Source organism: Exiguobacterium sp. E4787, assembly GCF_018618375.1.
Classification (GTDB): Bacteria; Bacillota; Bacilli; order Exiguobacteriales; family Exiguobacteriaceae; genus Exiguobacterium; species Exiguobacterium chiriqhucha.
In genome coordinates this window covers 256,152-281,169 of record NZ_JACSLY010000002.1, presented here as the reverse complement: position 1 = coordinate 281,169, position 25,018 = coordinate 256,152, and the positions used below count along the sequence as shown (strand labels likewise).

Genomic DNA, 25,018 nt, shown 5'->3' with positions numbered 1-25,018 from the left:
CAATACGTCGATTAGGACACGTCGATAAAGTCATACCTACGAAGCGACTTAGGGAAGGTGCAAGCCTAAGAGAAAGACTTTATCGGTATCCCCTATGAGTGTCGGGCTGAAGTTAGTAAGCGCGACCGCCTGACCTCGTTATCGGTTACCAAGAGCGGTCTCGGGGTTTTCCCTGAGATTAGTAGGGTGGTACCGCGAGTCGACTAACTCGTCCCTATTAGGGGCGGGTTTTTTTGTTGTCAAAAAAAGATGCAGGAGGAGTTTCAATGAACTACAAAGACACACTATTGATGCCTGACACAGAATTCGCGATGCGCGGAAATCTGCCTAAACGTGAGCCAGCGATGCATGAGGCTTGGGAACAAATGGACCTATACAACCGCGTCCAAGAGAAAAACGCCGGGAAACCGCAATACATCCTTCACGACGGACCTCCGTACGCGAACGGTGACATCCATATGGGCCACGCGCTCAACAAAGTATTGAAAGACATCATCGTCCGTTTCAAATCATTGAACGGCTACCAGTCACCGATGATTCCGGGCTGGGACACACACGGTCTCCCAATCGAGAACGCGCTACAAAAAGCGGGTGTCAACCGCAAAGAAATGACGGTCGCCGAGTTCCGTGAGAAGTGTGCAGCGTATGCGATGGAACAAGTGAACTCGCAACGTGAACAGTTCAAACGCCTCGGATTGCTCGCTGATTTTGACAACCCGTACATCACGCTCCTCCCAGAATACGAAGCGGCTCAAATCCGTCTCTTCGGGACGATGGCCGAAAAGGGCTACATCTATAAAGGGAAGAAACCGGTCTATTGGTCACCTTCTTCTGAATCGGCGCTCGCAGAGGCAGAAATCGAATATTACGACAAGAAGTCACCGGCCATTTACGTGGCGTTCCAAGTCGTCGACGGGAAAGACGTTCTTCAGACGACCGATCATTTCGTTATCTGGACGACGACACCGTGGACAATTCCAGCCAACCTCGGGATCGCGGTCAGCGACGAGTTGACGTACACGCGTATCGAGCATGACGGCAAAGGGTATATCGTCGCCGAATCGCTCGTGGAAGAAGTGACGACGGCACTCAAGTGGACGGATTACACGGTGAGCGGTTCTTGGAACGGACGTGAGTTCGAGTACATGACGGCGCAACACCCGCTCTACGACCGGACCTCGCTCGTCATGATCGGCGATCACGTCACGGCTGACGCGACAGGTCTCGTCCATACGGCACCTGGACACGGGGAAGACGACTATCGTGTCGGACAAGCGTACGGACTCGACGTCTTGTGCCCGGTCGACGACCGTGGTTATATGACGGATGAGGCGCCAGGTTTCGAAGGCTTGTTCTATGAAGACGCGAACAAACAAATCGGGATGAAGCTCGAAGAGAACGGCTACTTGCTCAACTTGAAATTCATCAAACACTCGTACCCGCACGACTGGCGTACGAAAAAACCGGTCATCTTCCGCGCGACTCCGCAATGGTTCGCCTCAATCAAAGACTTCCGGGCCGATATGCTCCGTGAAATCGAAGAAGTGAACTGGGTGCCGGAATGGGGCATGACACGTCTTTACAACATGGTCCGTGACCGTGGGGACTGGGTCATCAGCCGTCAACGCGCCTGGGGTGTTCCAATCCCGATCTTCTATGCCGAAGACGGAACGGAAATCATCACGAACGAGACGATCGAACATATCGCCAACTTGTTCCATGAACACGGATCGAACGTCTGGTATGAGCGCGAAGCGAAAGACTTGTTGCCAGCAGGCTTCACACACCCGAACAGCCCGAACGGCGAGTTCCGTAAAGAGCTCGACATCATGGACGTTTGGTTCGACTCAGGTTCGTCACATGCGGGCGTACTCGAACAGCGCGACAACTTGCGCCGCCCGGCCGACTTGTACCTTGAAGGATCGGACCAATACCGCGGCTGGTTCAACTCGTCACTCTCGACGGCTGTCGCGACGACTGGCAAAGCGCCGTATCGCAACGTGCTCAGCCACGGTTTCGTTCTCGACGGAGACGGACGCAAGATGTCGAAGTCACTCGGTAACACGATTGCACCGAACGACCTCGTCAAACAGTACGGAGCAGAAATCGTCCGTCTTTGGGTGTCGTCGGTCGACTATCAGTCAGATGTCCGCGCGTCACACGATAACTTTAAACAAGTGTCGGAAGTATACCGGAAAATCCGCAACACGTTGCGCTTCTTGCTCGGTAACTTGAACGGATTCGACCCGTCGATGCGTGTCGCGTTCGAAGACATGCCGGAAGCGGACCGCTTCATGGCGACAAAACTCAAACAGCTTCAAGCGAAAGTCGTCAAAGCATACGACACGTTCGACTTCATGGCCGTCTATCACTTGAGCCATAACTTCTGTGTCAACGAGTTGTCGTCATTCTATCTCGACTTCACGAAAGATATCCTGTATATCGAGCGCGAAGATGACGCGCGTCGTCGTGCCGTTCAAACGGTCATGTATGACACGGTCGTCACGCTCACGAAATTGCTCGCCCCAATCCTTCCGCACACGGCGGATGAGGTATGGCAAGAAGTGCCGGCGAAACAAGCGGATAGCGTCTTCTTGACGGACCTTGACGAAGTGGCGGCATTGTCGGAAGACGAGAAGGCGTTGCTTGCGAAATGGTCGAAGTTCCTCACGTTCCGTGACGACGTCTTGAAAGCGATCGAGATTGCACGTGGTGAGAAATTGATCGGGAAACCGCTCGAAGCGAAGTTGCTCGTCGCGCCGAAAGGTGAGACGAAACAGTTGCTCGAGACGATCGACAACGTGCGCCAATTGCTACAAGTGTCACAGCTTGATTACGTCGACTCGGCTGATGTCGATTATGCGACAGCCGAAATCAGCGTCTTGAAAGCTGATGGTGCCGCTTGTGCCCGCTGCTGGACGTACTCGACCGAGCTTGGTCAAGACGAACAGCACCCAGAGCTTTGCCCGCGTTGTACAGAAGTCATCGCATAAGCCGGACCGGAGTGGCGATCGTCCACTCCGGTTTCTTATGACTTGAAAGGAGAATCTGATGAAACGTTACTACGGATTAGCACTTTTCCTCATTTTGCTCGACCAAGTGACCAAATGGATCGTCGTCCAGACGATGACAATCGGACAGTCGATTGAACTCATCCCTGGGTTGCTTTATTTGACGTCTTACCGTAATAAAGGTGCGGCTTGGGGCATGCTCGAAGGGCAGATGGTGTTCTTCTTTATCGTCACGGCCATCGTCGTCGTCGGTTTGATTTACTTCTTGCATAAAGAAGTGAACGGGTTCGATTTGCTCGGTTATAGCGTCGGGTTACTACTCGCCGGTGCCATCGGGAACTTTATCGACCGTCTCTTCCGCGGAGAAGTCGTCGACTTTGTCGACACGTACCCGTTCGGATACAACTTTCCCATTTTTAATGTCGCCGATATGGCGCTCACGTTCGGGGTCATCTTTATGATCATCGGCGTCTTGTTCGAAGAAAAATTAAACAAAGAAAGGGGACAATCGTAATGGAAACTTACACATTTGTCGCCGAAGAAAAGGCTCGTATCGATAAATGGATGAGCGAACAAAGTGATTGGTCACGTTCGCAAATCCAAGACTGGATCAAGGCGGGAGACCTGCTCGTCAATGGACAGATCGTCAAGCCGAACTATAAATTGCAAGAAGGCGACGAAATCGTCGTGACGGTCCCAGATGCCGTCGAACTCGAAGTGTTAGCTGAGAATATCCCGCTCGACGTCGTCTATGAGGACGAGGATGTCATCGTCGTCAATAAGGCACGCGGCATGGTCGTTCATCCGGCGGCCGGCCATACGTCAGGGACGCTCGTTAACGCGCTCCTCTACCACTGTGACGATTTGTCAGGCATCAATGGCGTCAAACGTCCAGGCATCGTCCATCGCATCGACAAAGACACGACCGGTCTCCTCATGGTCGCGAAAAACGATGTGGCCCACGAATCGCTCGCGAGCCAGTTGAAGGATCGTAAAATCAAGCGTGAATATATCGCCCTCGTCCACGGCGAAGTCGCCCATGAACTCGGGACAATCGAAGCGCCAATCGGGCGTGACACGAACGACCGTCAACGGATGACGGTGACCGACAAGAACGCGAAAGAAGCAATCACGCACTTCCGTCTGCTCGAGCGGTATAAAGATTTCACGCTCGTCGAGTGTAAATTGGAGACGGGACGGACGCACCAAATCCGCGTTCACATGCGTTATATTGGCCATCCGCTTGCTGGTGACCCGAAATACGGTCCACGCCGTACGATTCAATTGAACGGTCAGGCGCTCCACGCGGCGACGCTCGGTTTCTTCCATCCGCGTACGAACGAATGGCTTGAATTCGAGGCGAAACTCCCAGCCGACTTCGAGGCGGAGCTTGCCAAATTAGACAAAATCGAGAAAACGCGTTGACTTTCAACCGATTCCGATTTATAGTCTAGGAAGCATAACACCTTTAAACCCAGTCCAGAGAGGCTGTGAAAGGATTGTGGCCGCGGCCACGACACGTCGATTATTTGAGGCAGAGGTCTGCCCTCACATATGAAGACTTCCTTTTCCAGCCGGATGAGGAAGTCTTCTTTTTTTATACAATTTGTGAGAGGGGAGAACTAGTTGAAACGTTCCACCATTTTAGACGAAGCGGCCATCCGCCGCGCACTTACCCGAATCGCCCATGAGATTATCGAGCGAAACAAAGGGACGGACAACGTCGTACTCGTCGGGATTAAAACCAGAGGCGAGACGCTCGCCGACCGGCTCGCCCGCCGAATCGAAGAAATCGAAGGCAAACCGATCGCCCTCGGCAACTTAGACATCACGCTCTACCGGGATGACTTATCAAAGAAATCACTCGATCCGGAAGTGAAAGCGACCGAGTTACCGCATGATATCAACGGCAAGACGGTCGTCTTGATTGACGACGTCCTTTATACAGGCCGGACAGTGCGGGCTGCCATGGACGCACTCGTCGACCACGGTCGGCCGGATTATATCCAGCTCGCCGTCTTGATCGACCGCGGACACCGCGAGTTACCGATTCGCCCCGACTTTGTCGGCAAGAACGTCCCGACGTCGAAGTCGGAACAAGTCGTCGTCAGACTCAGTGAAGTCGATGCGACAGACGAAGTATTCATCAAACAGCAATAATCAAAAAACCTTTAAGGTGGTCCAGAGAGGCCAGGAAGGAGAACCACATATGAAACCCATCCTCAACATCCACGAGCGTCCCGCTCACTTACCGCAATGGCTGCTCTTCAGCCTGCAACACGTCTTTGCCATGTTCGGAGCGACGATTTTAGTCCCGATTTTGACGGGCCTAAGCACGTCCGTCGCCCTCGTCGCTTCCGGTGTGGCCACGCTCTCATTCCTAGCCATCACACGTTTCAAAGTCCCAACTTATCTCGGATCGAGCTTCGCGTACATCGCGCCGATTATCGCCGTCAGCCAACAATGGGGTGTCGAAGCCGCCTTGTTCGGAGGCATCATCGCCGGTTCCGTTTACGGCGTCGTCTCGCTCATCATCTATAAGACCGGCGTGAACTGGTTGCTACGCTTGCTGCCGCCGGTCGTCGTCGGTCCGGTCATCATGGTCATCGGCTTATCGCTCGCACCGGTCGCCATCGACATGTCGATGAATAAAGACGGGGCGTACAACGGAACGTTCATCACCGTCGCGTTGCTCACGCTTGGCATTACGATTCTCGCCATGACGACGCTCAAAGGAGTATGGGGCGCTGTCCCGATTTTGTTCGGCATCATCGGTGGTTACCTCATCGCCGCACTGTTCGGAATCATCGACTACTCGGCGCTCGGACAAGCGAGCTTGTTCCAACTGCCTGACTTCACGATGGTGTTCGTCGACTACATGCCGATGTGGCAAGTCGGGGCACTCCTCGCCATCGTCCCCGTCGCACTCGTCACGATGACGGAACATATCGGCGACCAGATGGTCACGTCGAAAATCATCGGCCGCGAGACGATGAAAGACCCAGGTCTCCATCGGACCCTCCTCGGCGATGGGGTCGGGAAAGCGGTCGCCTCGGCACTCGGTGGTCCACCGTGTACGACTTACGGTGAGAACAACGGGGTCATGGCTATCACGAAAGTGTATAGCGTCTACGTCATCGCCGGAGCGGCACTCATGGCCATCAGTTTCGGATTCCTCGGACACGTCGAAGCGTTCATCTCGACGATTCCGAACCCGGTCAAAGGCGGCATCTCGATTCTCTTGTTCGGGGTCATCGCCTCGAATGGTCTCCGGACGATGGTCGAGAGCAACGTCGATCTCGCCGAGAAACGCAACCTCATCATCGCCTCGGTCATCCTCGTCATCGGACTTGGTGGGGCGATGGTACAACTCGGCAGCTTCCCGGTCCAAGGGATGGCGCTCGCAACGGTCGTCGGGATTCTCTTGAACGCCTTCTTGCCAAAAGCGGAAAGCGTGGAAGAACCTGCTGCTGAAACAATTGAAGACACACGACAAGCAAGTAACTTTTAATTCGATCCCGTGAGGTCGGCAAAGTGAAGGCTCGTTTATTTGGGTGTGTTCTGCCCAGATAAAGGCGTCCCTTCACGTAGGTGAAGAGACGCCTTTTCTCTTTGCCTTCACATAAAAGGAGGAGACGAACATGAACATCATCAAACAACAACCGAAGCATTTTGTCAGCTTGGACACGCTATCCCTCGACGAGATTATGGGTTTGATCGAGGAGTCGCTCCGTTATAAACAAGGGAACATGCCCCCATTGTTCGATGGGAAGACGGTCGCGAATTTATTCTTTGAAAACTCGACGCGAACGAAAAATTCGTTTCAAATGGCCGAACGGCATTTGAAGGTCCAGGAAATCCCGTTCGACGTGGCGACGTCTTCGGTGACGAAAGGTGAGACGCTCTACGACACGTGCAAGACGCTCGAGGCGATTGGGGTCGATGCCCTCGTCATCCGCCATCCGGAGTCGGGATACTATCATGAACTCGTCGAAACATTGAATATCCCGGTGTTGAACGGCGGTGACGGGAGCGGGGAACATCCTTCCCAGTCACTCCTCGACCTCGTCACGATCTTTGAAGAGTTCAAGACGTTCGAGGGATTGAATATCGCCATCTGCGGCGACCTCGTCCATAGCCGTGTCGCCCGCTCGAACGCCTCGGTGCTCAAACGGCTCGGTGCGAACGTCGTCGGCTGCAGCCCCGCCTCCTGGTGGGACGAGTCGATGGGGCTCGAGCATCGTGACCTCGACGACGTGTTGGCCGACTGTGACGTCATCATGTTGTTGCGCGTCCAGCACGAACGCCACATCATGGGCGATATCTTCTCGAAAGAAGATTACCATGTACGCTACGGCTTGACGCCGGAACGCGTCGAGCGGATGAAACCGCAAGCCATCATCATGCATCCGGCCCCGGTCAATCGGGACGTCGAGATTGCCGGCAGTTTAATCGAACATCCGCAGTCGCGTATCTTTCCACAGATGACGAACGGCGTTTACGCCCGGATGGCCATCTTAAATCGAGCATTAGGGGGACAATTATGATACTTCAACACGCAACTTGGTATGACGGGAACACGAAACGGACGACGACGCTATTGATTGAGGACGGCGAAATCCGCTCGGTCGACTATAACGGCACGACTGAAGGACACGAAGTGATCGATGCGACAGGGATGCTACTCATCCCGGGACTCGTCGATGTCCACGTCCACTTGCGCGAACCGGGTGGGGAGAAGAAAGAGACAATCAAGACCGGGACAGAGGCGGCTGCGGCCGGCGGATTCACCACAATCTGTGCGATGCCGAACACGCGTCCGGTCCCAGACGACCGCGCCACTATGGACCAGCTGTTGGCAAAAATCGAGCAAGACGCCATCGTGCGTGTCCTGCCATACGCCGCCATCACGAAACGACAGCTCGGCACCGAGCAAGTCAATATGGCCTCGCTCGCCGATTCGTTCGCCTTCACCGACGACGGGGTCGGCGTCCAATCGGCAGCAATGATGCGTACGGCGATGCGGGAAGCGAAACGACTCGACAAGGCGGTCGTCGCCCACTGCGAGGACAATACGCTCAAGGCCGGTTCGGTCCACGAAGGCCGGTTCAGTGAAGAACATGGCATCCAAGGCATCCCGAGCCTCGCCGAGAGCATCCATATCGCCCGGGACGTCTTGATCGCCGAAGAGACAGGCTGTCACTATCACGTCTGCCACGTCTCGTCACGACAGTCGGTGCGCGTCATCCGCGACGCCAAACGAGCTGGTATCCGGGTCACGGCCGAAGTGACCCCGCATCACCTCGTCCTCTGTGAAGACGATATCCCGGGCCTCGACCCGAACTTTAAAATGAATCCACCGCTCCGGAGCGCGGACGACCGGGAGGCGCTACTCGAGGGCTTGTTCGATGGCACGATCGATATGATCGCGACCGACCACGCCCCGCACACGGCCGAGGAGAAGGCGGCCGGCATGGAACGGGCCCCGTTCGGGATCACCGGTTTCGAAACGGCGTTCCCGCTCTTGTACACGACGTTCGTCAAAACAGGACAGATGGAAGAGGCGGCGCTCATCGAGTGGATGACGAAACGACCGAGCGACGTGTTCGGGTTGCCGTACGGTGTGATTGAAGTCGGCCGAGCGGCGGACCTCGCCCTCATCGACCCTGAGACGGAGCGGGTCGTCAATCCGACGACGTTCCGCTCGAAAGGGAAGAACACACCGTTCGCTGGGAAGAAACTAGTTGGCTGGCCGGTCATGACCATCGTGGCTGGAAAAATCGTATATAAGGGGAGATTCGATGAAACGAACATTATGGCTTGAGGACGGTACTTCATTTGTAGGAACAGCGTTTGGTGCAAGTGTGGAGACGATCGGGGAAGTCGTCTTCCAGACCGGAATGACCGGGTATCAAGAGATGTTGTCTGACCCATCGTACTGCGACCAGCTCATTGTGTTGACGAATCCGTTGATCGGGAACTATGGCGTCAACCGCGAAGATTTTGAGACGACCGTTCCGATGGCGAAAGGGCTCATCGTCAAAGAAGTGTGCGACACACCGTCGAACTTCCGCTCGACCGCGACGCTTCATGATACGCTCAAACGCTTCAACATCCCGGGTCTAGCAGGAGTCGACACACGCATGTTGACGCGTCACTTGCGCTCACTCGGCGTCATGCGCGGTGTCATGGTCGACGGCGACTCGACGTGGGAGACGGTCAAACACCGCTTCGATGTTCTCCTGCCGACCAATCAAGTCGAGCGTGTCTCGACGAAGCGGGCGTATGTCAGCACCGGCAGCGGCCCACGGATTGCCCTCATCGATTTCGGCGCGAAGCTCGGCATCATGCGTGAACTCGTGAAACGCGACTGTGAAGTCGTCGTCTTGCCGCACGACGTGACGGCAGAAGAAGTGATGCGCTATGAGCCGGACGGCGTCATGCTGTCGAACGGACCGGGGGACCCGAAAGACGTCCCGACGGCGTTACCGCTCATCGAGCGCCTCATGCCGACACTCCCGATTTTCGGAATCTGTCTCGGCCATCAGTTGATCGCACTCGCGAGCGGTGCCAATACGTTCAAACTCCCGTTCGGTCATCGCGGTGCCAACCATCCCGTGGTCGAACTAGAGACCGGAGCGGTGACAATCACGTCCCAAAACCACGGCTACGCAGTCGATGAAGCGTCACTCGCGACGACAGGACTCGTCGTCACGCATCGCGCCGTCAACGATGGCACGGTCGAAGGTGTGAAGCATCTGCATCATCCGACGTTTTCGGTCCAATATCATCCCGAGGCGGCACCGGGTCCATACGACGCCAACGATTTATTTGACCGTTTCATGCAACTCGTTCAAGAAAACAAACAGAAAGTAGGAATGTGACATGCCAAAACGACCAGATATTCAGAAAATCCTTGTAATCGGATCCGGCCCAATCGTCATCGGACAGGCGGCAGAATTTGACTATGCTGGTACCCAGGCGTGTCTTGCCTTGAAAGAAGAAGGATATGAAGTCATCCTCGTCAACTCGAACCCGGCGACAATCATGACGGACCCGACGACGGCGGACCGTGTCTATATCGAACCGCTCGAACCGGAGTTCGTCGAACGGATTATCCGTCAAGAGCGACCAGACGCGCTCCTGGCCACACTCGGCGGCCAGACCGGCCTCAACTTGGCGATGGAACTCGATCGTCGCGGTGTGCTTGAAGATTGCGGCGTCGAATTGCTCGGGACAAAATTATCGGCCATCGAACAAGCTGAGGACCGGGAACAGTTCCGCGACCTCATGTATAAGCTCGGCCACGGGGTCCCGGAAAGCGAAATCGTGCAGTCGCTCGAGTCGGCTTGGGGCTTTGCCGACCGGATCGGCTATCCGATTATCATCCGTCCGGCGTACACGCTCGGAGGAACCGGTGGCGGGATTGCCCATGACCGGAATGAATTCGAACAGTTCGTCGAATCAGGACTGAAAGCGAGTCCAGTGACACAAGTGTTGCTCGAGAAATCGATTGCCGGCATGAAAGAAGTCGAGTATGAAGTGATGCGCGATTCGAGCGACCAGGCCATCATCGTCTGTGCGATGGAAAACTTTGATCCGGTCGGGGTCCATACGGGCGACTCGATCGTCTTCGCTCCGACGCAGACACTGTCGGACCGCGACTATCAGATGCTCCGCAGCGTCTCACTCGACATCATCCGCGCTCTCGGCATCGAAGGGGGATGCAACATCCAGTTCGCCCTTGACCCGGACAGCTTCACGTACTACGTCATCGAGGTCAACCCACGTGTCTCCCGCAGTTCGGCGCTCGCCTCGAAAGCGACGGGATACCCGATCGCCAAGTTGGCTGCGAAAGTAGCGGTCGGATACAAGTTGTCAGAATTGAAGAACCCGGTGACGGAGACGAGTTACGCCTCGTTCGAACCGGCGCTCGACTATGTCGTCGCTAAGATTCCGCGCTTCGCCTTCGATAAGTTCGAGACGGCTGACCGCCGGCTCGGCACCCAGATGAAAGCGACCGGGGAAGTGATGGCGATCGGCCGCAACTTGGAGGAAGCGCTCCTTAAGGCTGTCCGTTCGCTTGAACTCGGGACAGAAGACTTGGCCGTACCGCGGCTCGCACAATTGACGACGGATGAGCTCGATCGCGAGTTGACGACGCCGACGGATGAGCGACTCTGGATGCTTTATGAGGCACTCCGTCGCGGTTATTCGACGGAACAGTTGCATGAGCTGACCAAAATCGACCGTTTCTTCTTATCGAAACTCGCACGGATTTGGCAACATGAAGAGACGCTCCGGCTTGAGCCGCTCACGAAAGAACGACTCGTCGAAACGAAGCGTCTCGGGTTCAGCGATAAGATGATCGCCCGCATCGTAAACGAGAACGTGGAGACGGTGACGACGCTTCGGAACGACTGGGGCATCCGTCCGGTGTACAAGATGGTCGACACGTGTGCGGCTGAGTTCGCCTCGGAGACACCATACTTTTACGGGACGTACGAAGTTGAGAACGAGGCCGTGAAGACGGACAAGCCGTCGATTCTCGTCCTCGGTTCGGGCCCGATCCGCATCGGTCAAGGTGTCGAGTTCGACTACGCGACCGTCCACTCGATTCAGACGATTCGTGACGCAGGTTATGAAGCGATCATCATTAACAACAACCCGGAGACGGTGTCGACCGACTTCTCAATCTCGGACCGACTCTACTTCGAACCGCTTACGACCGAGGACGTACTCGAGGTCATCCGCAACGAACAGCCACTCGGCGTCATCGTCCAGTTCGGTGGCCAGACGGCCATCAACTTGGCAGCCTCGCTCGAAGCAGAAGGGGTCCAGATTTTAGGGACATCGCTTGAAGACATCGACCGCGCCGAAGACCGGAAAGCGTTCGAAGCGACGCTCTCGGCCGAACAGCTCGCCCAGCCTCCAGGCAAGACGGCGGTCACGGTAGAAGAGGCCGTCGCGTGTGCCGACATGCTTGGCTATCCGGTACTCGTCCGCCCATCATACGTCCTCGGCGGCCGGGCGATGGAAATCGTTTATGAGCGCTCGGAGCTCGAGCGGTATATGCGCCACGCCGTCGTCGCCTCGAAAGACCGTCCCGTCCTGATCGACCGCTACTTGACGGGCATCGAGATTGAAGTCGACGCCATTTGTGACGGGACGGACGTCTACATCCCGGGCATCATGGAACATATCGAACGGGCCGGGGTCCACTCGGGCGACTCGATTGCCGTGTACCCGCCGCAGCGGTTGAGCGAAGCGTTAAAACAGAAAGTCGTCGATTACACGATTAAACTCGCCAAAGCGTTCCGGATCAAAGGATTGCTCAATATCCAGTTCGTCTACGCGGACGACTTATACGTCATCGAGGTCAACCCGCGGGCGAGCCGGACCGTCCCGTTCATCTCGAAAGTGACGGGCCTTCCGGTTGCACGCATCGCCACGCAGACGATTCTCGGAACGAGTTTGAAAGACCTCGGGTTAGGGACCGGCTTGCATCCGGAAGCGGACGCGATTTCGGTCAAAGTCCCTGTATTCAGTTTCGCGAAACTGAAAGAAGTCGACCCATCACTTGGGCCGGAGATGAAATCGACCGGTGAAGTCATGGCGACAGACCGCACGCTCGAAAAGGCGTTATATAAAGGACTCGTCGCCGCCGGCATGACGATCGCCTTGAAAGGGAACGTCCTGTTGACGGTCGCCGACCAAGACAAGGAAGAGGCGCTCGACATCGCCCGCCGTTTCAACCGACTCGGATTCCGCCTGATGGCCACGTCTGGCACGGCGCATGCGCTCTCGACAAATGGCTTGCCGGTCCACCCGGTCGGGAAAATCAATGAGGCCGGAGAGACGATGCTGAGCGTCATCGAACGAGGGGAAGTCGATATCGTCTTGAACACGACGACGCGTGACGCCCTTGCGACGAAAGACGGGTTCATCATCCGTCGGGCCGCGGCCGAGCAAGGGGTGCTCTGCCTGACGTCGCTCGACACGGTCGAGGCGCTGCTCCAAGTCATCGAGAGCCTGTCGTTCCAAACGACGAGTTTACCGGCCTTCACGACATTCGGGGTGACCGTATGAGACAACTCGCGACCATTTTATCGAACCGATTGATTGCGACGGCGACGATGGAGATGAAAATCGAGATCGCACCGCAGGCCGTTGCGCCGGGCACGTTCTTCCATATGAAGACGTCAGAGCTGTTGCGCCGGCCGCTCTCGGTCGCGAACGTCGAAGACAACGTCGTCACGTTCCTGTATAAAGTGATCGGCAGTGGGACGGCAGATTTGGCCGCGCGTCGGACGGGAGACGTCTTAGACGTCCTCGGACCGCTCGGCAACGGTTTCCCGCTCGAACAGACGGGTAAACGGGTCGTGCTCGTCGGTGGGGGCATCGGGGTGCCGCCGCTCTACTACACGCGGCGCCTGCTCGCCGCCCGTGGCATCGAGACGGTAGCAATTCTCGGGTTTGATACGAAAACGAGCATTTTTTATGAAGACGCGTTCCGTGAACTTGGGGAGACGATCATCACGACGGTCGATGGAACGTATGGAGAAATGGGATTTGTGACAGGTCCGCTTGCGCGGGTCGACGCCGATGTCTTATTCAGCTGCGGGCCGGAACCGATGCTGAAAGCGGTCGCCGCGTCACACATCGAAGAGCGCTATATCTCGATTGAGAATCGGATGGGGTGTGGCATCGGCGCTTGTTTCGCTTGCGTGTGCGAAGCGCCAAGCGGTTACGTCAAAGTGTGCAGTGACGGACCGGTATTTCGGGCAGAAGAGGTGACGCTATGAGACTTCACGTCGATTTGCCAGGCTTACAGTTAAAGAATCCGATTATGCCAGCATCAGGCTGTTTCGGATTCGGGGAAGAGTTCGCCAAACTCTATGACTTATCGATGTTAGGCGGAATCATGATTAAGGCGGCGACAGGCGAGTCGCGATTCGGCAACGGGACGCCGCGGGTCGCCGAGACGGCACAAGGCATGTTGAACGCCATCGGCCTTCAAAACCCGGGTGTCGACGCCATCATCGAACACAAACTACCGTTCTTGTCCGCGTTCGATACCGAGATTATCGCCAATGTGGCCGGCTCGACGCCCGAAGAGTACATTCGTGTCGCGCGAGAGCTCAGTGCCGACCCGACCATCAAGGCGCTCGAACTGAACATCTCGTGCCCGAACGTGAAGTGCGGCGGGATGCAATTTGGGACCGATCCCGACATGGCGGCGGAATTGACCCGACTCGTCAAAGCGGCGTCAACAAAACCGGTATACGTCAAACTGTCACCGAACGTCACGTCAATCACAGCGATGGCGAAAGCGGTCGAAGCGGCCGGGGCCGATGGCATCACGATGATTAACACGCTCGTCGGGATGCGCATCGACGTCACGACCGGGCAGCCGATTCTCGCCAATCGCATCGGTGGTTTGTCTGGACCGGCCATCAAACCGGTCGCCATTCGGATGGTCTATGAGGTCGCCCAGGCCGTCGATATCCCGATTATCGGGATGGGCGGCGTGCGGACGGTCGACGACGTCTTGGAGTTCATTTATGCGGGTGCTTCGGCAGTCGCGGTCGGAACGGCCAATTTTGAAAATCCTTACGTCTGTCAGGAAATCATCGAAGCGTTACCAGGACGACTCGACGAACTTGGGATTGATCATATTTTAGACATCAGGGGGAAAGCTTATGAACAGACTGTATCTCGCGCTTGATGTCGAAACGGGCGCCGACGCGTTCCGATTATTGGAACGAATCGAACAAAAACCGGCCGTCAAAGTCGGGATGGAACTGTTCTATCGGGAAGGGGGCCGCTTTGTCGAGCAACTCGTCGACAGCGGGTACCCGGTCTTCTTAGACGTCAAAGTTCATGACATCCCGGAGACGGCAAGGCGGACGCTCCGTCAAATCGGCCGCCTCGGCGTCGAGTTGACGAACGTCCATACGTTCGGCGGCGAGACGATGATGCGTTACGCCTTGGACGGCTTACGTGAGGTGACTGATACGACGAAATTGATTGGGGTCACCCAGTTGACGTCGACCGATGAACAAATGCTCGCCGAAGAGCTACACATCGAAGGAGGATTGGAACAGGCCGTCCTTCGCCAGGCTTCCATGGCCGGCCGGGCCGGGCTCGACGGAGTCGTCGCGTCCGTGCATGAGGCCCACTCGATTCGCCAAGCGCTCGGCTCGTCATTTTTGACCGTGACGCCCGGTATCCGCATGAACGAGACAGCGGACGACCAAGTCCGGATCGCCACGCCGAAAGCGGCTCGTGACGCCGGTGTGTCGGCCATCGTCGTCGGCCGACCCATCACCCGGGCTGAAGACCCGAACGCTGCCTATGCATACTACTTACAAGAATGGAGTCGAACTTATGAGACAAATCGCTGAAGCTTTATTACAAATCGAGGCCGTGACCCTATCACCAGAAAATCCGTATACGTGGTCGAGCGGGATGAAGAGTCCGATTTATTGTGACAATCGCTTGACGCTCAGCTATCCTGACGTCCGCAACCTCATCATCGACGCGCTCGTTGAGGTGATCCGTCCGCTCGATGTCGACGTCATCGCCGGGACAGCGACAGCGGGAATTCCCCATGCGACGCTTGTCGCCGACCGGCTCGGGTTGCCGCTCGTCTACGTCCGTTCGAGTGCGAAAGGACATGGGAAAGGGAATCAAATCGAGGGCCGGTTTGAACCGGGGGCTCGTGTCGTCGTGATTGAAGACTTGTTGTCGACCGGCTCGTCGAGCATCGAGGCCGCCAAAGCGATTCAGGAAGCCGGCGGGGAAGTCGTCAAGATTCAAGCGATTTTCTCCTACAGTCTGAGCCGCCTCGCCATCAATCTGTTAGACTCCGGCTTCACGGCGCATGCACTGATTACACTTTCGGATTTGCTCGACGTTGCCGTCAAGAAGCGAATCATCAGTAAAGAAGAATATGCTTCCTTACGTGACTGGCGAAACGATCCGACAGGTTGGAGCGAACGTGTCTTATCTTCATAATCTGTAACGAGAATCCACCTCCGGGCGGATTCTTTTTCTATTCGGTACATGGCATACTGAACATGTTAGAATAGGGAAAGCAGTCAACAAAGGAGATGTGTATGGCGTATTCTAGAATGAAGGGAAAATCCTTGAAAGTCCGTTTTCAAGAGATCCCGAAACATCGTAAACTTGCGTTCGGACTCGTCCTCACCGTTTTGCCCCTCATTTTCTTCTTGAATTTATTCATATTCAGTCACGTGTTGGCACTTGGGGACACGTACGAGGACCGCTATCAAATGAAGAAACTTCGGCTCGAGACGGCGCACGGAAATGTCGAGTTCGTTCGAAGTACGAATGAGAAGGTCCACATTGATGTGTTACAGACGAACTCGAAAGAGCGTCGCATCAAAGTCAAATCGGTTGGCGATACGATTTCGGTCGTCGAACGATACGGACAATTCAGTCAATTTGGCAGTCGAGCGAGCGATGAACCGTCTCGTTATAAAATCCGAGTCGCCTTGCCGAGCTCGATGACATCGATCGAAGTCGAGGCCGAGCAAGTGACCGGCCAAGGATTGATTGCCAAGACAATCGTCTTGGAGGCGAACGCCGTTAATGTAAAAAAACTCGAAAGTGATCGGCTTCGTGTCGAAACACGGAGTGATACGACACTCGAAACCGTCCGTGTCGTCACGGGAGATATCCGTTCGTATCGGAACGCGACCGTGAGCGACATCGTCGTCAATCAAAGCATGACGATTCAGACGGAGGCGGGGACGCTCGCGTACGCGCCGCGTAATGCGACCGGACAAGTGAACGTCACGACCACAGGCAACGTGACGGCGTCGGAACGGTTCAATGAAATCGGGGGCGGCGTATACCATCTGTCGAACTCGAACCGACCAAACATCGAACTCATTTCCGAGACAGGAAAGGTCGAGCTTAAATGATGAACAAACGTTACATCCCAAAAGTCGGACTTCGAACTTTGAAGACCGGCATCGCCGTCGCCATCACCATCGCTTTGTCCTGGTACGTATTCGGCATCTATTCTGGCATGGGGGCCATCGCGGCCGTCGTCGCGATGCAACCGACCGTGAAGCGGTCATCGAAAATCGTCTTCAGCCGCATCTTCGGAACGATGGTCGGGCTCATGTGCGGTCTCTTGATCGTCTATGCGTTCGGGGTCAACCCGATTTCAATCGGACTCGCCGTCATCGTCGCGCTCACGCTCAACACGACGTTCGATAAGACACACATGTCGACGTATGCCGCGTTCGCAATCGTGCTCATGCTCGAGAATCCGACGACCGACTTCTTCCACTATGCGTGGACCCGTTCATTATTGACGGCCGTCGGGGTCTTCGTCTCGCTCGGTGTCAACTATGCGTTCATGCCGCCTCGTTACGAGGAGCGGTTGCTCAGTGAGATTCGGAAGACGTCGGCGTACATGTTCCAGCACTGGCGCGAGCTCATCGGCTCGCCGTCCGAGTTGCTCGAGACGCGGGCCCGCATCCTCGGCCATCAGGAGCTGCACATGATGCTACAAGAGGATATGAAAGTGACGAACGTGAAATTGAAGCATTTGACGATGAAGCAATACCGGTTGTTGATTCATCTCGAGGATAAGCTCGTCTTGTTGCTCGAGAGTCACGCTGAACACCGGGAGGCGCTGTTGATTATGGACGAGGAAGAGCGCCGGGCGTTCGAATCCGAGTTTTTATACCTGCTCGCGCATCACCACGATATCCTTTATACGTGTGACAAGCCGCATGCGCTGTTCACGTTGCCGCATGAGGATTTATCCGTTTCTGAAATCTTACACGGGCATTTGCTCGACTATCATGAACAGCTCGAAGCGTTCAAACATAATCCGAAATAAACGAAGGCCTCGTTTTAGCGACGGGGCCTTTATTTGTTGTCAATGTAAGTGGAGATGTCATATTTACACATGCCTTTGGCGACACCCTCCGTTTCTGGGGCGATGCGGATATCTCCGCAGTGCGTGCCGCACTTTACGGGGTCATCCTTGCATCGCTATCCCCAAGGAGTTCGGGTGCCGGCCTTGGCATGTGTCTGCTCGCCTATCGATCAGACGTGTACCAATCCTTTCGTTCGTCCGCCGGCGTCCCGACTCCTGCAGGAAAGCAACCCAACGGAGACCCAGCAACGACATTGAGTCGCGATGCGGCTCCGGGGTTGCCTGCGGAAAGCGTAGGCGCCGAGAGGACGAGTGACCATGGGCTAACAAGAAAAAGCCACGTCATGTGACGTGGCCAGAACTCATTGCTGGAGTGATTTGACGAGCCGCTCATCCGGCGTGACGTACACCGTCTGTTGATCCGTATAGATGACGAATCCAGGCTTGGCACCGCTCGGCTTTTTCACGTAACGTGCTTTCGTGTAATCGACCGGCACACCGCTCGAGGCACGGGCCTTCGAGAAATAAGCGGCGACCGTCGCCGCCTCGAGCAACGTCGTCTCATCGGGTTCGCTCGAACGGATGATGACGTGGGATCCGGGTATGTCTTTCACATGGAGCCAAATCTCGTCGCGACGGGCGAACTTGAACGTCAAATGATCGTTTTGCGTATTGTTCTTCCCGACGAAGAACTCTGTCCCCGTCGACGACGTATACGCTTCGAGCGAAATTTTCTTCGTCTGTTTCTTCTTTTGATTCCGTTGTTTCATGTAGCCGCCTTCGGCCAACTCTTCTCGAATCTCGACGATATCGGCCGGTGAGGCGACGTCGAGCTGGGCGACGAGCGTCTCTAAATACTCAATCTCGGCGTCGTTCAATTCGATTTGTTTCTGCACTTCGACTTTGGCGACTTTCAACTTGTTGTATTTCTTGTAGTACGCTTGTGCGTTCTCGTTCGGTGTTTTCAGCTTGTTGAGCGGGATGTCGATCATGCCGCCTTCCTCGTCATAATAATCGACGACGTGGGCGACGGTCATGCCTTTCTCGAGCTGGAACAAGTACGTCGTCAACAGCTCCCCGTATTTTTGAAGCTCGTCGGACCGTTCCGTCGCCTTCAAATCGTCAAGCAGTCGCTTGCGCTTCAACAGGTTTTTCTCAAGCTCGGACTTGAGCAGACGCTCGACGTCGTGGGCTTGTTGTTTGACGCGGTCGCGGTTCGCTTTCTCATAGAAGAAACGGTCGAGCACGTCTTTGCTCGTCTCATAGCGCTCTTCAGAGGCAATCTCACCGGACGTAAGCACGATCGGACTAAAGCGCTCTTTGCCCGACGCGAGCTGTTGGAAGACGTAAGGGCCTTCGAGGTCGCTCATCACGCTGACGAACGACTCCTCGATGCTGGCCCGGTTCGGGAGTTTGGCTCGGTGGACGATTTCTTGGGCGATTTGCGGGCTGAGCCCAGCGAAACTGGCCACGAGCTGCTTGTCGAGCGAGCCGGCATTCCAGTCGATTCGTTTCAAGCCGGCTTCACGCTCCGTCAACGGATCACACTTGTCTTGGGCCGGTGGCAATAAGTACTCGCTGCCCGGCATGATCGTCCGGTACGTGTTCTGTGACGGCGGGAGATGTTTGATGGCGTCTAAAATCTTGCCATCCTCGTTCGTCAAGACGACGTTCGAGTGGCGTCCCATCAGTTCGATATACACTTTCTTATTCTCTTCGTCGCCGAGCTCGTTTCGTGAACGGATTGACAGGACGATGACACGGTCACGTCCGACTTGTTCGATTGCCGTGATGAAGCCACCTTCGATGTGTTTTCGGAGCATCATACAAAACATTGGCGGTTCTTGCGGGTTCTTGGTCGGGTTATCAGTCAGTTGGAGCCGCGCGTACATCGCATTCGCCGAAACGAGCAATTGGACGCTTTGGCGGTTCGAGCGGACTTGAATCATCAAATCGAGCGAATACGGTTGGTGCACGCGATTGATGCGCCCACCGACGAGCGCTTGTAATTCTGTTACAACACGATATGTCATTAATCCATCATATGCCACTAGTCTCATCACCTTTGTTCTTTTTCTGTCTCTACGTTATCAGATTCACGGAAAATATGGTACGATGAAGTAGGAAATCCGAACTTCTTCTTGCCGGAACAATTGATTGACTGCTATTATAATTAAATGTGATGTTAGAAGATGGAGGTCTTGCAGTGAATTTTAAAGAACGAGGATTATTAATCGTCTTGTCTGGCCCGAGCGGCGTCGGGAAAGGTACCGTTTGTCGAGTACTCCGTGAAGAGAAGGACAACAACCTTCAATATTCGGTCTCGGCGACGACCCGCAAACCGCGCGAAGGAGAAGTGGAAGGCGTACACTACTTCTTTAAGACGAGAGAACAATTTGAACACATGATCGAGCATAAACAATTGCTCGAGCACGCTGAATTTGTCGGCAACTATTATGGGACACCGGTTGAATGGGTTCGTGAGACACTCGAAAGCGGGAAGGACGTCATCCTCGAGATTGAAGTCCAGGGCGCTTTCCAAGTGAAAGAGCGTTTCCCGGAAGCGGTCTTTTTATTCTTGGCTCCGCCAAGCCTGCAAGAACTACGTAACCGCTTAGTCGGTCGAGGCACGGAATCGGAAGACGTGATCAAGCAACGCTTGCTCGTCGCCCGGGAAGAAATTGAATTGATGGATGCATACGATTACGTCGTTACGAATGATGAAGTGGATAAAGCGATCGATCGTATCAAAGCGATCGTGACGGCCGAACATTGTAAACGTGAACGTGTCGCGTCTCTCTATAAAAAAGCCATGATGGAGGTCATTTAATGTTATACCCTTCGATTGATGCCTTACAACGTATCATCCCGTCGAAATACACAATCGTCACGGTGGCCGCGAAGCGGGCCCGCCAAATTCAGGACGGAAAAGCAACAAAAATCGCCGCGCCAAAATCGTATAAGCCGGTCGGTCAAGCGCTAGAAGAATTGTATTCGGGTGACACGACAATCATCGCGAACGAACAAAACAACGGATGAATTGTGACCCAAGTCGGATGCGACTTGGGTCTCATTGTCTATAAGGGGGAGAATTGTGAATGTTGAACGATCGGAATATCTTGCTTTGTGTGAGCGGCGGTGTCGCGGCGTATAAGGCGTGCGCGCTCACGTCGAAACTCGTCCAGGCCGGTGCGAACGTTCGAGTGGCGATGACCGCGTCAGCCGAAGAATTCGTCGGCAAAGCGACGTTTCAGGCGCTCAGCCGAAATCCGGTATACACCGACGTGTTCGAGGAACACGATCCGACCAAAATCGCCCACATCGACGTCGTCGATACGAGTGATTTGATTGTCGTTGCACCCGCCACGGCGAACATGATTGCGAAACTCGCAGCCGGTATTGCCGATGACTTCATCACGACCTCGATTTTAGCGGCCAAATGCCCCGTCATCGTCTCACCGGCGATGAACGTCAATATGCTCGAACACCCGGCCACGCGCCGCAATCTCGAGACGCTCAAAACGTTCGGCTATCAAATCATCGAACCGGGCGTCGGCAATCTCGCGTGCGGGTGGATCGGTGGCGGACGCCTTCCGGAACCGGAAGACCTCGTCCGTATCGTCGAGAGCCAGTTCATCCCGAAACATCTGCTCGGGAAACGCGTGCTAATCACGGCCGGTCCGACGGTCGAACGCATCGACCCGGTCCGCTTTTTATCGAATGACTCATCAGGCAAGATGGGCGTCGCGCTCGCCGCGGCTGCCCGCGATATGGGCGCACACGTCACGCTCGTCCACGGACCGCTGCAAGTACCCGTACCGGACGGCGTGACCGCCATCGCCGTCGAATCAGGCACGGATATGCTCGAGACGGTGCTCGCGCGTTTCGATGACCAAGACCTCGTCATCAAATCGGCCGCCGTCGCCGACTATCGCCCGAAGACGGTCCATAGCGAGAAACATAAAAAAGTGCACGGCCCGTTGACGATCGAACTCGAAGAGACGACCGATATCTTGAAGACGCTCGGGGAGAAGAAGACGCATCAGCTCCTCGTCGGTTTTGCGGCAGAGACGGAGAATCTCGAGCAACACGCCCGCGATAAAATCGCCCGTAAACGGGTTGATTATCTTGTCGCCAACGATGTGTCCCAGCCAGATATCGGCTTCCGCGCCGATGACAACGAAGTCACGTTGTTTCGGGCGGACGGGGCTCACGTACGCTTACCGCGACAGAGCAAACGTGAACTCGCTGTCGAATTGCTCACACATTTTAAGGAAGATTTGCGATGATCGCCCACGTCCATGTCGATGCGCCCGTCATCACAATAGACCGTCCGTTCGATTATGAAGTGCCGCCCCAGTTCGAGACGTTAATCGAACCGGGCATGCGTGTCTCGGTCCCGTTCGGCTCACGACGCCTGCTTGGAATCGTCACCGGTGTCTCAGAAGGGACGCGCGAAGGGTTGAAACCGCTCGAAGCCCTATTAGATGAAGAATCATCACTGACGGACGAGTTGCTCGACTTATCGACCCATGTGAAAGAGACGACGCTCTGTTTCCGGTCGTCGGCACTCCTCGCCATGTTGCCGGCAGCGCTGAAAGTGAGTTACGACAAAGAGATTAAAGGCGAGACGCTCCCGGACGGCGTTCGAGCCGGTACCCATCTTTCGGAGTATCCGAAAGAGACGCAGTCCATCATCTTGGCGCTCGCCAAAAAAGGGGACATCTTGCTCGCGCCGGTGTTAAAAGAGAAACGGACGGTGAAGACGGACCTCGTCATCGAGCTCATCGATGCGACGCTCATCCCGGCCCGGGCGAAGAAACAACAAGAAGCGATTCAGTTGCTAAAGGAAGTCCCGCGGATGTACTGGTCCTCGTTACGTCAAATCGGGTTATCGCGCGCACAACTGCAAAAGATGGAGTCGCTCCGTGCCGTCAAAGTGACCGAGGTCGAACTGAACCGCGACCCGTACGCCACGATTGAACAGGTCATCGAGACGGTCGAACTGAATGAAAGTCAAGCCACGGCCGTCCATGCCATCCGCGATGCGGAAGCCGGGGAGACGTTACTCTTGCACGGTGTCACCGGCAGTGGGAAGACCGAGGTCTATTTAGAAGCGATCGGTCAAGTCGTCGATGACGGCAAGCAGGCGATTTTGCTCGTCCCGGAAATCTCGCTCACGCCGATGATGGTCAAACGATTCAAACGTCGCTTCGGAGACCGGGTCGCCGTGCTCCATAGCGCCTTGTCACAAGGAGAGAAATATGACGAGTGGCGCAAAATCAAACGACGTGAAGTTGATGTCGTCGTCGGGGCACGCTCGGCGATTTTCGCACCGCTCGAAAACATCGGTCTCATCATCTTGGACGAAGAGCATGAGACGACGTACAAGCAAGAAGAGAATCCGCGCTATCACGCGCGTGACGTCGCGATTTGGCGGGCCGAGTACCACGAGTGCCCGGTCGTCCTTGGTAGTGCGACCCCGTCACTCGAGTCTTACGCCCGCGCCCAAAAAGGGGTCTATCGCTATTTACAACTCAGCGAACGGTATGGCGGCGACATGCCGCCGGTCCATATTATTGACATGCGGCGTGAGCTCGCCAAAGGCAACACGACGATGTTTTCAGAAGATTTATTTGTCGCTATCAACGACCGCATCGCGAAAAAAGAACAGTGCGTCATTTTGCTCAACCGTCGTGGTTTCACGACGTTCGTCATGTGTCGTGACTGTGGGGAAGGGCTTACCTGTCCGCACTGCGCCGTCAACTTGACGTATCACCAACACGGCGACCGGCTCAAATGCCACTACTGCGGCTATGAGATCGGTATGCCGTCGAAGTGCCCGACGTGTGACAGCAAGAAAATCAAACAGTTCGGCACCGGCACGCAAAAGATCGAGACCGAGCTGTTGAATCGTATCCCTGAGGCGCGCATCATCCGGATGGACCAAGATACGACGTCACGAAAAGGGTCGCATGAACAACTGTTGAAACGCTTCGAGGATGGGGAGGCCGACATTTTGCTCGGCACCCAGATGATTGCCAAAGGGCTCGATTTCCCGAACGTCACGCTCGTCGGCGTGCTCGCGGCGGATGCGACGCTCGGCATGCCTGATTTCCGGGCGACCGAGCGCACGTTCCAACTCGTCACCCAAGTCGCCGGTCGGGCCGGGCGCGGCAGTCTGCCGGGTGAGGCGTACGTCCAGACGTACAACCCGGACCATTATGTCATCGAGACGGCGAGCGAACACGATTATGAATCGTTTTACGCCCGGGAGATGCAACTGCGCCAAGTCGGCAACCATCCCCCGTATTGGTACGTCACGCTCGTCACGTTCGCGGCGGAAAGTCCGCTCGTCGCCCAAGCCGAGGCCGAGCTGTTCGCCGCCGATTTCGTCGAGGCGCACGTGGCCCAGTCGCGGTTGAACGGCCCGATGCCGGCTCCGCTATCGAAGTTAAAAAATATGTTCCGCTATCAACTGTTCATCAAGACGAAACATCCAGAAGCGTTATATCCGGTCCTCGCCGCGTTGCAACAGGCACGGGCGAAGGCGATCAGCAAAAAAGAATATCAATTGAGTATCGACGTAAACCCATACGTATTCATGTGAGGTGGAACCAGATGTATAAAGTAGTAGAGATTCCAAATGAGATTTTACGGGTCACGTGTGATCCGGTGACAAAGTTTGATAAAAAATTGCGTCAGACGGTCGATCGACTGTTCGACACGATGTATGAATATGATGGGGTCGGCGTGGCCGCTCCCCAGGTCAATTTGAATCAACGGCTCGCCGTCGTCCATACGGATGATGAGACGGGACCGCTCGTATTGATCAATCCGGAGATCATCGAGACATCGGGGACCGAGGTCGGCCTTGAAGGCTGTTTGAGCATCCCGGGTGAGTTCGGTTTCGTCGAACGCCACGAGACAATCGTCGTCAAGACGCAGGATTTGAAAGGCCGCTATCAAGAAGTGAAGGCGAGCGGTTTCTTCGCCCGCGCGATTCAACATGAAATCGACCATTTGGACGGGGTACTGTTCACGGACAAGCTCGCCGTGCCGGACAAAGGGACGGATCAACGCA

General features: G+C 55.4%; 20 protein-coding genes and 1 pseudogene. 20 read left to right on the top strand and 1 reads right to left on the bottom strand.

Going from position 1 to position 25,018, the window contains the following annotated elements; genetic code table 11:
* The first annotated feature begins 266 nt into the window (after positions 1-266).
* The 15 genes from ileS to KNP80_RS03850 all read left to right on the top strand — a co-directional run bounded on the left by ileS (position 267) and on the right by KNP80_RS03850 (position 17,895).
* Entirely contained in the window at positions 267-2,993 is a 2,727-nt protein-coding gene (gene ileS / locus KNP80_RS03920; protein WP_058763332.1) for an isoleucine--tRNA ligase, read from the top strand.
* Positions 2,994-3,051: 58 nt separating this feature from the next.
* Positions 3,052-3,525, top strand: a complete 474-nt coding sequence (gene lspA / locus KNP80_RS03915; RefSeq protein ID WP_021067055.1) for a signal peptidase II — start codon at positions 3,052-3,054, stop codon at positions 3,523-3,525.
* Complete coding sequence (locus tag KNP80_RS03910) at positions 3,525-4,436, top strand: RluA family pseudouridine synthase (protein ID WP_214719477.1); 912 nt, start codon at positions 3,525-3,527, stop codon at positions 4,434-4,436. Before lspA ends, KNP80_RS03910 begins: the two co-directional genes overlap by 1 nt.
* Positions 4,437-4,637: 201 nt before the next feature.
* Positions 4,638-5,171 (top strand): bifunctional pyr operon transcriptional regulator/uracil phosphoribosyltransferase PyrR, encoded by a 534-nt coding sequence (gene pyrR / locus KNP80_RS03905; RefSeq protein WP_021067057.1) that lies wholly within the window; start codon positions 4,638-4,640, stop codon positions 5,169-5,171.
* A 49-nt stretch (positions 5,172-5,220) separates the two neighbouring features.
* Positions 5,221-6,522, top strand: a complete 1,302-nt coding sequence (locus KNP80_RS03900) for a uracil-xanthine permease family protein (protein WP_214833721.1) — start codon at positions 5,221-5,223, stop codon at positions 6,520-6,522.
* 130 nt (positions 6,523-6,652) lie between these two features.
* Entirely contained in the window at positions 6,653-7,558 is a 906-nt protein-coding gene (locus tag KNP80_RS03895; RefSeq protein WP_021067059.1) for an aspartate carbamoyltransferase catalytic subunit, read from the top strand.
* Complete coding sequence (locus KNP80_RS03890) at positions 7,555-8,835, top strand: dihydroorotase (protein WP_214833718.1); 1,281 nt, start codon at positions 7,555-7,557, stop codon at positions 8,833-8,835. Before KNP80_RS03895 ends, KNP80_RS03890 begins: the two co-directional genes overlap by 4 nt.
* On the top strand, positions 8,813-9,895 hold the full coding sequence (locus KNP80_RS03885) for a carbamoyl phosphate synthase small subunit (protein WP_214832344.1): 1,083 nt from the start codon (positions 8,813-8,815) through the stop codon (positions 9,893-9,895). Before KNP80_RS03890 ends, KNP80_RS03885 begins: the two co-directional genes overlap by 23 nt.
* 1 nt (position 9,896) lies before the next feature.
* Positions 9,897-13,100: a carbamoyl-phosphate synthase large subunit gene (carB, locus tag KNP80_RS03880; RefSeq protein WP_214833715.1), complete on the top strand. Its 3,204-nt coding sequence runs from the start codon at positions 9,897-9,899 to the stop codon at positions 13,098-13,100.
* A complete protein-coding gene (locus KNP80_RS03875; RefSeq protein ID WP_214832341.1) occupies positions 13,097-13,816 on the top strand; it encodes a dihydroorotate dehydrogenase electron transfer subunit in 720 nt (239 codons plus the stop codon). Before carB ends, KNP80_RS03875 begins: the two co-directional genes overlap by 4 nt.
* Positions 13,813-14,739, top strand: coding sequence for a dihydroorotate dehydrogenase (locus KNP80_RS03870; RefSeq protein ID WP_214719470.1), 927 nt, complete (start codon positions 13,813-13,815; stop codon positions 14,737-14,739). The genes KNP80_RS03875 and KNP80_RS03870 overlap by 4 nt, the downstream gene beginning before the upstream one ends.
* Complete coding sequence (gene pyrF, locus KNP80_RS03865) at positions 14,714-15,418, top strand: orotidine-5'-phosphate decarboxylase (protein ID WP_214832340.1); 705 nt, start codon at positions 14,714-14,716, stop codon at positions 15,416-15,418. Before KNP80_RS03870 ends, pyrF begins: the two co-directional genes overlap by 26 nt.
* Positions 15,402-16,031: an orotate phosphoribosyltransferase gene (gene pyrE / locus KNP80_RS03860; RefSeq protein WP_131471147.1), complete on the top strand. Its 630-nt coding sequence runs from the start codon at positions 15,402-15,404 to the stop codon at positions 16,029-16,031. Before pyrF ends, pyrE begins: the two co-directional genes overlap by 17 nt.
* 116 nt (positions 16,032-16,147) lie before the next feature.
* Complete coding sequence (locus KNP80_RS03855; protein ID WP_251130302.1) at positions 16,148-16,963, top strand: hypothetical protein; 816 nt, start codon at positions 16,148-16,150, stop codon at positions 16,961-16,963.
* Positions 16,963-17,895 (top strand): FUSC family protein, encoded by a 933-nt coding sequence (locus KNP80_RS03850; RefSeq protein WP_251132321.1) that lies wholly within the window; start codon positions 16,963-16,965, stop codon positions 17,893-17,895. The genes KNP80_RS03855 and KNP80_RS03850 overlap by 1 nt, the downstream gene beginning before the upstream one ends.
* 401 nt (positions 17,896-18,296) lie before the next feature.
* Here the strand turns inward: KNP80_RS03850 and KNP80_RS03845 are convergent, their stop codons facing one another.
* Positions 18,297-19,985, bottom strand: coding sequence for an Rqc2 family fibronectin-binding protein (locus tag KNP80_RS03845; RefSeq protein WP_214719465.1), 1,689 nt, complete (start codon positions 19,983-19,985; stop codon positions 18,297-18,299).
* 131 nt (positions 19,986-20,116) lie between these two features.
* Here KNP80_RS03845 and gmk point away from each other — a divergent pair, with 131 nt between their 5' ends.
* From gmk to def, 5 genes and pseudogenes are all read left to right on the top strand, one after another.
* The gene (gene gmk / locus KNP80_RS03840; RefSeq protein ID WP_029595720.1) at positions 20,117-20,764 is read left to right on the top strand and encodes a guanylate kinase; all 648 of its coding nucleotides are present in this window, start codon (positions 20,117-20,119) and stop codon (positions 20,762-20,764) included.
* The gene (gene rpoZ / locus KNP80_RS03835) at positions 20,764-20,973 is read left to right on the top strand and encodes a DNA-directed RNA polymerase subunit omega (protein ID WP_214833709.1); all 210 of its coding nucleotides are present in this window, start codon (positions 20,764-20,766) and stop codon (positions 20,971-20,973) included. The genes gmk and rpoZ overlap by 1 nt, the downstream gene beginning before the upstream one ends.
* 59 nt (positions 20,974-21,032) lie before the next feature.
* Entirely contained in the window at positions 21,033-22,223 is a 1,191-nt protein-coding gene (gene coaBC, locus KNP80_RS03830) for a bifunctional phosphopantothenoylcysteine decarboxylase/phosphopantothenate--cysteine ligase CoaBC (RefSeq protein WP_214833707.1), read from the top strand.
* Complete coding sequence (priA, locus tag KNP80_RS03825; RefSeq protein ID WP_214832337.1) at positions 22,220-24,544, top strand: primosomal protein N'; 2,325 nt, start codon at positions 22,220-22,222, stop codon at positions 24,542-24,544. Before coaBC ends, priA begins: the two co-directional genes overlap by 4 nt.
* 11 nt (positions 24,545-24,555) lie before the next feature.
* Positions 24,556-24,981 (top strand): annotated as a pseudogene (def, locus tag KNP80_RS15955) (peptide deformylase); the annotation flags it as partial.
* Between the last annotated feature and the right edge of the window lie 37 nt (positions 24,982-25,018).

What these genes read in the sequence shown, in the direction of transcription:
- ileS (WP_058763332.1), top strand. Translation starts at nt 267, where the DNA reads ATGAACTACAAAGACACACTATTGATGCCTGACACAGAATTCGCGATG.
- lspA (WP_021067055.1), top strand. Translation starts at nt 3,052, where the DNA reads ATGAAACGTTACTACGGATTAGCACTTTTCCTCATTTTGCTCGACCAA.
- KNP80_RS03910 (WP_214719477.1), top strand. Translation starts at nt 3,525, where the DNA reads ATGGAAACTTACACATTTGTCGCCGAAGAAAAGGCTCGTATCGATAAA.
- KNP80_RS03900 (WP_214833721.1), top strand. Translation starts at nt 5,221, where the DNA reads ATGAAACCCATCCTCAACATCCACGAGCGTCCCGCTCACTTACCGCAA.
- KNP80_RS03895 (WP_021067059.1), top strand. Translation starts at nt 6,653, where the DNA reads ATGAACATCATCAAACAACAACCGAAGCATTTTGTCAGCTTGGACACG.
- KNP80_RS03890 (WP_214833718.1), top strand. Translation starts at nt 7,555, where the DNA reads ATGATACTTCAACACGCAACTTGGTATGACGGGAACACGAAACGGACG.
- KNP80_RS03885 (WP_214832344.1), top strand. Translation starts at nt 8,813, where the DNA reads ATGAAACGAACATTATGGCTTGAGGACGGTACTTCATTTGTAGGAACA.
- carB (WP_214833715.1), top strand. Translation starts at nt 9,897, where the DNA reads ATGCCAAAACGACCAGATATTCAGAAAATCCTTGTAATCGGATCCGGC.
- KNP80_RS03875 (WP_214832341.1), top strand. Translation starts at nt 13,097, where the DNA reads ATGAGACAACTCGCGACCATTTTATCGAACCGATTGATTGCGACGGCG.
- KNP80_RS03870 (WP_214719470.1), top strand. Translation starts at nt 13,813, where the DNA reads ATGAGACTTCACGTCGATTTGCCAGGCTTACAGTTAAAGAATCCGATT.
- pyrF (WP_214832340.1), top strand. Translation starts at nt 14,714, where the DNA reads ATGAACAGACTGTATCTCGCGCTTGATGTCGAAACGGGCGCCGACGCG.
- pyrE (WP_131471147.1), top strand. Translation starts at nt 15,402, where the DNA reads ATGAGACAAATCGCTGAAGCTTTATTACAAATCGAGGCCGTGACCCTA.
- KNP80_RS03855 (WP_251130302.1), top strand. Translation starts at nt 16,148, where the DNA reads ATGAAGGGAAAATCCTTGAAAGTCCGTTTTCAAGAGATCCCGAAACAT.
- KNP80_RS03850 (WP_251132321.1), top strand. Translation starts at nt 16,963, where the DNA reads ATGAACAAACGTTACATCCCAAAAGTCGGACTTCGAACTTTGAAGACC.
- gmk (WP_029595720.1), top strand. Translation starts at nt 20,117, where the DNA reads ATGTTAGAAGATGGAGGTCTTGCAGTGAATTTTAAAGAACGAGGATTA.
- rpoZ (WP_214833709.1), top strand. Translation starts at nt 20,764, where the DNA reads ATGTTATACCCTTCGATTGATGCCTTACAACGTATCATCCCGTCGAAA.
- coaBC (WP_214833707.1), top strand. Translation starts at nt 21,033, where the DNA reads ATGTTGAACGATCGGAATATCTTGCTTTGTGTGAGCGGCGGTGTCGCG.
- priA (WP_214832337.1), top strand. Translation starts at nt 22,220, where the DNA reads ATGATCGCCCACGTCCATGTCGATGCGCCCGTCATCACAATAGACCGT.